4 protein-coding genes are annotated in these 8,918 nt (G+C 73.5%); 3 read left to right on the top strand and 1 reads right to left on the bottom strand.

Annotation, left to right across the window (positions count from 1 at the left end):
• Positions 1-1,064 (top strand): SUKH-4 family immunity protein (locus tag ACWEQL_RS25045; protein ID WP_452152551.1); only part of this gene is annotated, 1,064 nt, incomplete at its 5' end.
• Positions 1,065-1,318: 254 nt separating this feature from the next.
• Positions 1,319-2,797 (top strand): hypothetical protein, encoded by a 1,479-nt coding sequence (locus ACWEQL_RS25040; RefSeq protein ID WP_452152550.1) that lies wholly within the window; start codon positions 1,319-1,321, stop codon positions 2,795-2,797.
• Positions 2,798-3,053: 256 nt separating this feature from the next.
• Here the strand turns inward: ACWEQL_RS25040 and ACWEQL_RS25035 are convergent, their stop codons facing one another.
• Complete coding sequence (locus ACWEQL_RS25035; RefSeq protein WP_452152549.1) at positions 3,054-4,367, bottom strand: nucleotide sugar dehydrogenase; 1,314 nt, start codon at positions 4,365-4,367, stop codon at positions 3,054-3,056.
• A gap of 895 nt (positions 4,368-5,262) precedes the next feature.
• Between ACWEQL_RS25035 and mfd the strand changes: the two genes are divergently transcribed.
• Positions 5,263-8,895, top strand: coding sequence for a transcription-repair coupling factor (mfd, locus tag ACWEQL_RS25030; RefSeq protein ID WP_452152548.1), 3,633 nt, complete (start codon positions 5,263-5,265; stop codon positions 8,893-8,895).
• The last annotated feature ends 23 nt before the right edge of the window (positions 8,896-8,918 follow it).

Here is an 8,918-nt window from a genome sequence, read left to right as displayed (position 1 = left end):
CGGCCTCGCCCGCCGCCCCGGCGCCCGCCGCCGCGGCCGTTCCGCCGGCGCCCGTACCGGGCCCGCCGCAGGGCGCCCCGGTGCCGCCCGGCGTACCCGCGGTCGGCCCCGGGTACTTCGCCGCGCTCAGCTACCGGGGCCCGGACGGCTCCGAGCAGAAGCTGCTGCACCGCAGCGAGCCCGGCACCCCGCACCCCGAGTGGAAGATCCTGCAGGACCTGCGCCGGCTGAACGTGCCCCCGGAGCAGGTGCTGGAGCTCTACACCGAGCTGGAGTCCTGCGACCTGCCCGGCGGCTACTGCAACCGCATGATCGCGGCCTCCTGGCCGAACGTGCGGCTCACCCACACCGCCGACTACGGTCGCGACCACCACTCGCGACAGGCCGGCATGGCCCAGCTGCTGGACCACCTGGACGAGCTGCACCAGCTCGCCTCCGGGGCCCAGCGGGTGCGCCCGTTCCGGGTGCCGCTGCCCGCGCCGGGCACCGTCCCGCCGCTGCCGCCGATCGCCCCGCAGCAGCTCGCGCAGGAGCTCGGCCAGTCCTTCGGTCCGAACGTGTTCCGCTTCGAGCAGCGGGCCGTCTCCCGCCAGGGCGTCCCGGAACCGGTGGCGCAGACCCTGATGTGGGCCGGGCTGCCGCGCGAGTTCGGACCGTTCTTCTGGGCCCAGGCCCAGGAGGGCCGCCCGATCCCGACGCTCGCCGAGCTCGCCGCCGAGCGCGGCATCCCCGGCGGTCCGGACTTCGGCGGCTACCTGGTGCTCGGCAACGACTACGGCCGCCAGCTCTGCGTGCAGTACGGCACGGCGCACGTGGTCGCGGTCGACCTGGAGGGAACCGGCGAGGGCCCGCGCTTCGTCAACAGCGGTGTGCCGGAGTTCGTCCGCTCCCTGGCCCTGCTGGGCCGGATGTGGCGGCTGCGGTACGGGCTGACACCTGACCAGGCCGGTCGCTGGACGACCGACTTCCAGGCCCAGCTGGCCGCCGTCGACCCGGCGGCGCTGCAGTCCGCGGACACCTGGTGGGCCGTCCTGCTGGAGCAGTTCTGGGACGGCCTGCTGTAACCGACGGTCACGGAACACCGCAGGTGGAAGGGGTCGTGCCGGTGCCCGGGGCGGCCCCTTCGGCGTGCCGGTCCGGCTCTGCCTCGTTGGGGTTTCGCCCAGATCAGCGCAAAATAGGTCAAGAGGATGGGTCTACCCGGCCCCTCCTCGACGCGTTCATATCCGTACCAGAACCGTATTCCGACGTGGTTCCCGAACCGTCCGATCCGTTCGATCATGGGCTCCGCAGCCCGAGACACCGAGGGGAAGTGCCCATGAGCGACGCCGTCTCGCAGCACGGCTTCACCGTCGCCCGGCGCGGCTACGCGCCCGAGCAGGTCGACCGAGCCCTGAACGCCCTGACGGCCCAGCGTGACGAGGCCTGGGAGAGGCTCAGCGTCCTGGGGGCGGGGATCCGGGAGATGGAACGCCGCCTGGCCGACATCCTCCAGGCCGCCGACGACGCCCCGGAACCGGACTACGAGGAGCTGAGCGAGCAGGCCGCCGCCCTGGCCGCGATGGCCGAGAACGAGGCCCGCGCCGTCCGCGACAAGGCCGAACGCTTCGCGGAGGACACCCGCGACGAGGTGTACGAGGCGGGGCAGGCGCTCGCCAGGGCCGCCCAGGAGTACGCCACGACCACCAAGGCCGAGGCGGACCAGGCCGCCCGCCGCACCGACGAGCGCACCCGCGCCGAGGCCGAGAAGCTGCGCGCCGAGGCCGACCGCGAGATCCGCGCGGTGCGGGACACGGCCACCGCCCACGCCGCCCGGGTGCGGGTCGCGGCGGCGGAGGCCTCCGAGCAGGCCGAGAGCGAACTGGCCGAGCGGCGCCGCAACGCCGACGAGACGTTCGCCGCCGAGCAGGCCAAGGCCGACTCCGGGGACGCCCAGGTCGCCGCCACCGCCGAGCGCCGGCTCAAGGAGGCCGAGCAGCACCGGGAGACCGTGCTCGGGCAGATCAAGCAGTCCGACGCCGAGGCGCAGGCCAGGGCCGACCAGCTGATCGAGCAGGCCCGCCGCGAGGCGGAGCGGATCAACGCGGAGAGCGAGCAGGAGCAGCGCGAGTTCGCGACCAAGTACGCGACGGTCCAGCAGCACCTGGACCACATCAAGGGGACGCTCGCCTCGCTCACGGGCGCGGCGGTCGGCGCGATCGAGCCGGCGGAGGCCGGGGCGGCGAAGGTCGAGGCGGCGCCGGTGGCTGCGGCGGCCGTGGTGGCTTCGGTGGCTTCGGTGTCGGCCGAGGCGGCGTCAGCCGTGGTGGCACCGGCACCGGCACCGGCGTCGGCCGCGGCTTCGGCGGATGCGGCCGGGGCCGAGGCTGGGGAGCTTGCCGGGGAGTCGGCCGGGGTCGCGGTTGTCGTGGACTCGGAGGCGGACACCGGGGAGATCCCGGTGGCGAGCCTGCGGAAGGACGTTCCGGCTCCCGCCTCCGCGTCGGTGCCGGAGCCCGCGTCGCCGAGCGAGACGGCGACGACGATGCTGCGGGCCGTTCCCGCCGCCGCACCCGCTGACGTTCCCGCCACCCCGCCCGGGGTGCCCCCGCGTCCGGCCGCCCCGCCGTCCGTGGCGCCGGTGCGGACCGGCCCGGTGCAGACCTTCGCCGATGACGAGCAGGAGGACGACGCCGAGGGTGCCCAGGCGGCCGGTGAGGTCCGCGAGGTGGAGACCCGGATCATCCCGAAGATCGTGATCGTGGACGACGGCAGCGACTACGCCACCCCGAACACCGTGGGCTACAAGCGCACCTGAGCCGGGCGGGCCCGGGTCGCGCGCGGGCGCGGGCCGGGGCGTGGGGGCATGGTGCGGGCGTGGGCCTGGGTGTGGCCTGGGCGTGGCCCGAGGGGATTATGCAGACCGGTCTACATACGTCGAGGCGTATGTAGACCGGTCTATTTTCTGTGCGGCCGCCGGGCACGCGCGGGCCGGATCGCCGGCTCGAATATGTAGACCGGTCTACCTTCGGGGCTGCGGCCGAGGCCGGCACCGGCCGAATATGTAGACCGGTCTACAGAATCTCCACCGTCGCCCCCGACAGCCGACGTCGGCAGTCCAGGACGTACCGGGCGTGGGTGGTGACGGCCTCGTAGTCGAACTCGTCGTGGTCGGCCAGCAGCACCACCGCGTCCGCCGCCGCCAGTTCCTCCGGGGTCGCCTCCACCCGGTGGACGGCCGCGAAGGGGTCGCCGTGCGGGTCCTGCTCGGGGGCGCGCTGGCCGGGGATCACCGGTTCCGGTACGTGCACCCCGACCACCACATGCGGGTCGGCGGCCCGCACCTCGGCGCCCATCCGGGTCAGCAGCTCCACCACCCGGGCGGCCGGCGTCTCCCGCGCGTCCCCGGTGTTCTTCTTGTACGCGAGCCCCAGCAGCAGCACTCGCGAGCCCTTCACCGGGCGCTGCCGGTCGTTCAGGGCCTCCGCCAGTCGCCGCACCACGTAGTCCGGCATGTGGCCGTTGACGTCGTTGGCCAGCTCGACCGAGCGGAACGACCGCCCGAGCGCCCGCTCGACCCGCCAGGGGAGGTACGACGGGTCGAGCGGCAGGCAGTGCCTGCCGACGCCCGGCCCCGGGGTGAAGCGGAGGTATCCGAAGGGCTTGGTGGAGGCCGCGTCGATGGCCTCCCAGATGTCGACGCCGAGGTCGTGGGCGAACATCGCCAGCTCGTTGACCAGCGCGATGTTCACGTGACGGAAGCTGTTCTCCAGCAGCTTGGTCAGCTCGGCCTCCTTGCACGAGGAGACCGGCACGGTCCGTTCGACCAGCTGCCCGTAGAAGCCCTCGACCGCCCGGAGCCCCGCGGGGTCGGTCCCGGAGACCACCTTGGGGGTGTTCTCCAGCCGCCAGACCGGGTTGCCCGGGTCGATCCGTTCGGGGCTGTAGCCGAGGTGGAAGTCCTGTCCCGCGGTCAGGCCGGAGCCGTCCTCCAGCAGGGGCGCGAGCAGTTCCTCGGTGGTGCCCGGGTAGGTGGTGGACTCCAGCACGACCGTGGCCCCCGGCTGCAGGTGCTGGGCGAGCAGCCGGGCGGACGCCTCGATGTGCGACAGGTCCGGGACCCCGTCGCGCAGCGGGGCCGGCACGGCGATCACGGCGATGTCGAACCCGGCCACGTCGGCGGGGTCCGCGGAGGGCAGGTACGAGCCGTTCTCCAGCAGCGGCCGCAGCCGTTCGGCGGGGATGTCCTCGACGTACGACTCGCCGACCGCCAGCCGTTTGATGCGGCGCTCGTCCACGTCGTACCCGACGACCCGGTGTCCGACCTCGGCCGCGCGGACCGCCAGCGGAAGTCCGACATAGCCCTGACCTGCGATGACAACGCGCATGACGAAGTACCCCCTCCATCGCGGTACCCCCGCGTCCCCTCCGGGGCGTCCCCGCACCGTCGCCACAACAGGGTAGGGAGCGGGCCCGCCCCGCGTGGGTTTTCGGGGATTCCGCCCGGCCGGCCGGAGCCGACCGGAGGCGCACGGGGGCGCGCGGCGGAGGCGCGCCGTGGCGGACCGGCCATCGGATCGTCGGGCCCGCCGGGTCACCTGGTCGCCGGCCCCACCGGCGAACCGGCCCCACCGGCGAACCGGCCCCACCGGCGAACCGGCCCCACCGGCGAACCGGCCCCACCGGCGAACCGGCCCCGGCAATACGGCCGACGGCACCGCGGCAGCACGGAGCCGCGAACGCAAGAGGCCGAGACCCGTGGCGCCCTCCAGGAAAGGGCGCCACGGTTCCCGGCGCTTGGGCGGGCGCCCCCACCCAGGGTCGCCCACGCCTCGCACCCCCGACCCCCATCGGGTGTGCGGTCGTGCCGCCACAGCCATCCCCCACGGTTGGGTGCGGCGAGCACGTTCTCCATGGTGCGCGATCTCCATGGACGGCCAGTGACAGGAGTATGTCCAGTTCGTGGCAGATCGCGGAGCCGGGGCCCGCGTGACCCTTCGTACCCGCCGCACCTCCGCCGGCGGGCCGCGGGACTCCCGCCGATCGCCCGCGGCGCCCTCGCTGATCGCCCGCCGCCGGCCCGACGGTTCCCTGCCGCACCCCCGCCGCCCGCGCCCCGTCGTCGAGGACCGGGGCCGCCGAGGGCGTGCGCGGCGTGCGCGTCGTCGGCGCGGCGTAGTCTGGAGACCCCCGGCCGCTCGGCGTGCCGGGCCGTTCGCGTTGCCCGGCCGGCCTCTGGTGCCCGGGGGCAGCACCAGCCACGGGACGAAGAAGAGACTCCACATGAGCCTGACCGGACTGCTCGATGTCGTCGCGCGGGACGCGGCCCTCGCCGAGGCGATCGAGGCCGCGACCGCCACCGGTGCCGCGGCCGGCGGCCGGCACCACCTGGACCTGGTCGGCCCGCCCGCCGCCCGGCCGTTCACGATCGCCGCACTGGCCCGCGCGCTCGCCGGCCAGGCGGCGGGGGAGCGCGGCCGTCCGGTGCTCGCGGTGACGGCGACCGGCCGGGAGGCCGAGGACCTCGCGGCCTCGCTGCGTTCGCTGCTGCCGCCGGACGCGGTGGCCGAGTTCCCGGCCTGGGAGACGCTGCCGCACGAGCGCCTCTCGCCGCGCTCGGACACGGTCGGCCGCCGGCTGGCCGTACTGCGCCGGATCGTGCACCCGCGGGCGGACGACCCGGCGGCCGGCCCGGTGCAGGTGATCGTGGCGCCGGTGCGTTCGGTGCTGCAGCCGCAGGTGAAGGGGCTGGCCGAGCTGGAGCCGGTGGCCGTTCGGCGGAGTGAGTCGCACGACCTGGAGGAGGTCGCCCGGCGACTGGCGGCCGCTGCCTACTCGCGGGTCGAACTGGTCGAGAAGCGCGGCGAGTTCGCGGTGCGCGGCGGCATCCTGGATGTCTTCCCGCCGACCGAGGAGCACCCGCTGCGGGTGGAGTTCTGGGGCGACGACGTCGAGGAGATCCGCTACTTCAAGGTCGCCGACCAGCGCTCGCTGGAGATCGCCGAGCACGGGCTCTGGGCGCCGCCGTGCCGGGAGCTGCTGCTGACGGACGAGGTCCGGGCGCGGGCCGCCGAACTGGCGGTGGAGCACCCGGGGTTGGCCGAGATCCTGGACAAGATCGCCGAGGGCATCGCGGTCGAGGGCATGGAGTCGCTGGCGCCCGTCCTGGTCGATGACATGGAACTGCTGGTGGACGTGCTGCCGCTCGGCTCGGTCGCCGTGGTCTGCGACCCGGAGCGGGTCCGCACCCGGGCGGCCGACCTGGTGGCGACCAGCCAGGAGTTCCTGCACGCCTCCTGGGTGGCGGCCGCGGCCGGCGGCGACCGCCCGATCGACCTGGAGAGCATCGACGTCTCCGCCGCCTCGCTGCGGTCGCTGGCCGACGTGCGCGAACACGCCGCCGAGATCGGACTGCCGTGGTGGTCGGTCAGCCCGTTCGCGACCAGTGACGCCTCGACGGACGGCCTGCTCGAATTCGACGTCAACACGCTCTCCCTGGACATGCGCGCGGTGGAGGCCTACCGGGGCGACACCGCCCGCGCGATCGCCGACGCCAAGGAACGGCTGGCCGCCGACTGGCGGGTCGTCATGGTCACCGAGGGGCACGGCCCGGCGAGCCGCCTTGCCGAGGTGCTCGGCAACGAGGGCATCCCGGCCCGGCTGGTCGCCGACCTCACCGAGGCGCCGACCCGGGACGTCGTCCACGTCTCCTGCGGTTCGATCGAGCACGGCTTCGTCGACGAGGCGCTCAAGCTGACCGTGGTCACCGAGACCGACCTGTCCGGCCAGAAGTCCTCCACCAAGGACATGCGCCGGATGCCGTCCCGGCGCCGCAACGCCATCGACCCGCTGGCCCTGGCGGCCGGCGACTACGTGGTCCACGAGGCGCACGGCGTCGGGAAGTACGTCGAGATGGTGCAGCGCACCGTGCAGGGCGCCACCCGCGAGTACCTGGTGCTGGAGTACGCGCCGGCCAAGCGCGGCCACCCCGGCGACCGGCTGTTCGTGCCGACCGACCAGCTGGACCAGGTCACCAAGTACGTCGGCGGCGAGGCCCCGACGCTGCACCGGCTCGGCGGCGCGGACTGGGCGAAGACCAAGCAGCGGGCCAAGAAGGCGGTCAAGGAGATCGCCGCCGACCTGATCAAGCTCTACAGCGCCCGGATGGCCGCCCCCGGCCACACCTTCGGCCCGGACACCCCGTGGCAGCGCGAGCTGGAGGACGCCTTCCCGTACGCGGAGACGCCCGACCAGCTGACCACCATCGCCGAGGTCAAGTCGGACATGGAGAAGTCGGTCCCGATGGACCGGCTGATCTGCGGTGACGTCGGCTACGGCAAGACCGAGATCGCCGTCCGGGCCGCCTTCAAGGCGGTGCAGGACGGCAAGCAGGTCGCGGTGCTGGTGCCGACCACGCTGCTGGTGCAGCAGCACTTCTCGACCTTCGCCGAGCGGTACGCCAACTTCCCGGTGACGGTGAAGGCGCTGTCGCGCTTCCAGACCGACAGCGAGGCGAAGGCCGTGCTGGAGGGCCTGTTCGAGGGCTCGGTGGACGTCGTCATCGGTACCCACCGGCTGTTCTCCTCCGAGACCCGCTTCAAGGACCTCGGACTGGTCATCGTCGACGAGGAGCAGCGGTTCGGCGTCGAGCACAAGGAGCAGCTGAAGAAGCTGCGGGCCAACGTGGACGTGCTGACCATGTCCGCCACGCCGATCCCGCGCACCCTGGAGATGGCGGTCACCGGCATCCGGGAGATGTCCACCATCACCACCCCGCCGGAGGAGCGGCACCCGGTGCTGACCTTCGTCGGCCCGTACGACGAGAAGCAGATCTCGGCGGCGATCCGGCGTGAACTCCTGCGCGAGGGTCAGGTGTTCTACATCCACAACCGGGTGGAGTCGATCGACAAGGCGGCGGCCCGGCTGAAGGACCTCGTCCCCGAGGCGCGGGTCGCCACCGCCCACGGGCAGATGGGGGAGACCCAGCTGGAGAAGGTCGTCGTCGACTTCTGGGAGAAGGAGTTCGACGTCCTGGTCTCGACGACCATCGTGGAGTCCGGCATCGACATCTCCAACGCCAACACCCTGATCGTCGAGCGCGGCGACACCTTCGGCCTCTCCCAGCTGCACCAGCTGCGCGGCCGGGTCGGCCGCGGTCGCGAGCGCGGCTACGCCTACATGCTGTACCCGCCGGAGAAGCCGCTCACCGAGACCGCCCACGAGCGGCTGGCCACCATCGCCCAGCACACCGAGATGGGCGCCGGCATGTACGTGGCGATGAAGGACCTGGAGATCCGCGGCGCCGGCAACCTGCTCGGCGGCGAGCAGTCCGGGCACATCGCCGGCGTCGGGTTCGACCTCTACATGCGGATGGTCGGCGAGGCGGTGGCCGAGTTCCGCGAGTCGCTGGCCAACGGCGGCGGCGAGCCGGAGGAGGAGCCGCTGGAGGTGAAGATCGAGCTGCCGGTGGACGCCCACGTGCCGCACGACTACGCGCCGGGCGAGCGGCTGCGCCTCCAGGCGTACCGCTCGATCGCGGCGGTCAACTCCGAGGCGGACATCCAGCAGGTCCGCGACGAACTGGTCGACCGCTACGGCAAGCTGCCCGAGCCGGTGGAGAACCTGCTGCTGGTGGCGGCGCTGCGGCTGTACGCGCGGCGGTGCGGGATCTCCGACATCACGCTTCAGGGGGCCAACGTCCGTTTCGGGCCGGTGGAACTGCGGGAGTCGCAGCAGCTGCGGCTGAACCGGCTCTACCCGCGCAGCCAGGTCAAGGCCGCCGCGCAGCAGCTGCTGGTGCCGCGGCCGAGCACCGGGCGGATCGGTGGCAAGCCGCTGGTCGGGCGTGAACTGCTCGGGTGGTGCAGCGAGTTCCTGTCGGTGATGTTCGACGACCTCGCGGGGGCGAAGCGGTAGTTCCCGGTTCCCGGTGGCGGGCG

It is taken from the genome of Kitasatospora sp. NPDC004240, assembly GCF_053603215.1.
This window is presented reverse-complemented; position numbering and strand designations above follow the sequence as displayed.

What these genes read in the sequence shown, in the direction of transcription:
- ACWEQL_RS25040 (WP_452152550.1), top strand. Translation starts at nt 1,319, where the DNA reads ATGAGCGACGCCGTCTCGCAGCACGGCTTCACCGTCGCCCGGCGCGGC.
- mfd (WP_452152548.1), top strand. Translation starts at nt 5,263, where the DNA reads ATGAGCCTGACCGGACTGCTCGATGTCGTCGCGCGGGACGCGGCCCTC.
- ACWEQL_RS25035 (WP_452152549.1), bottom strand. Translation starts at nt 4,367, where the DNA reads ATGCGCGTTGTCATCGCAGGTCAGGGCTATGTCGGACTTCCGCTGGCG.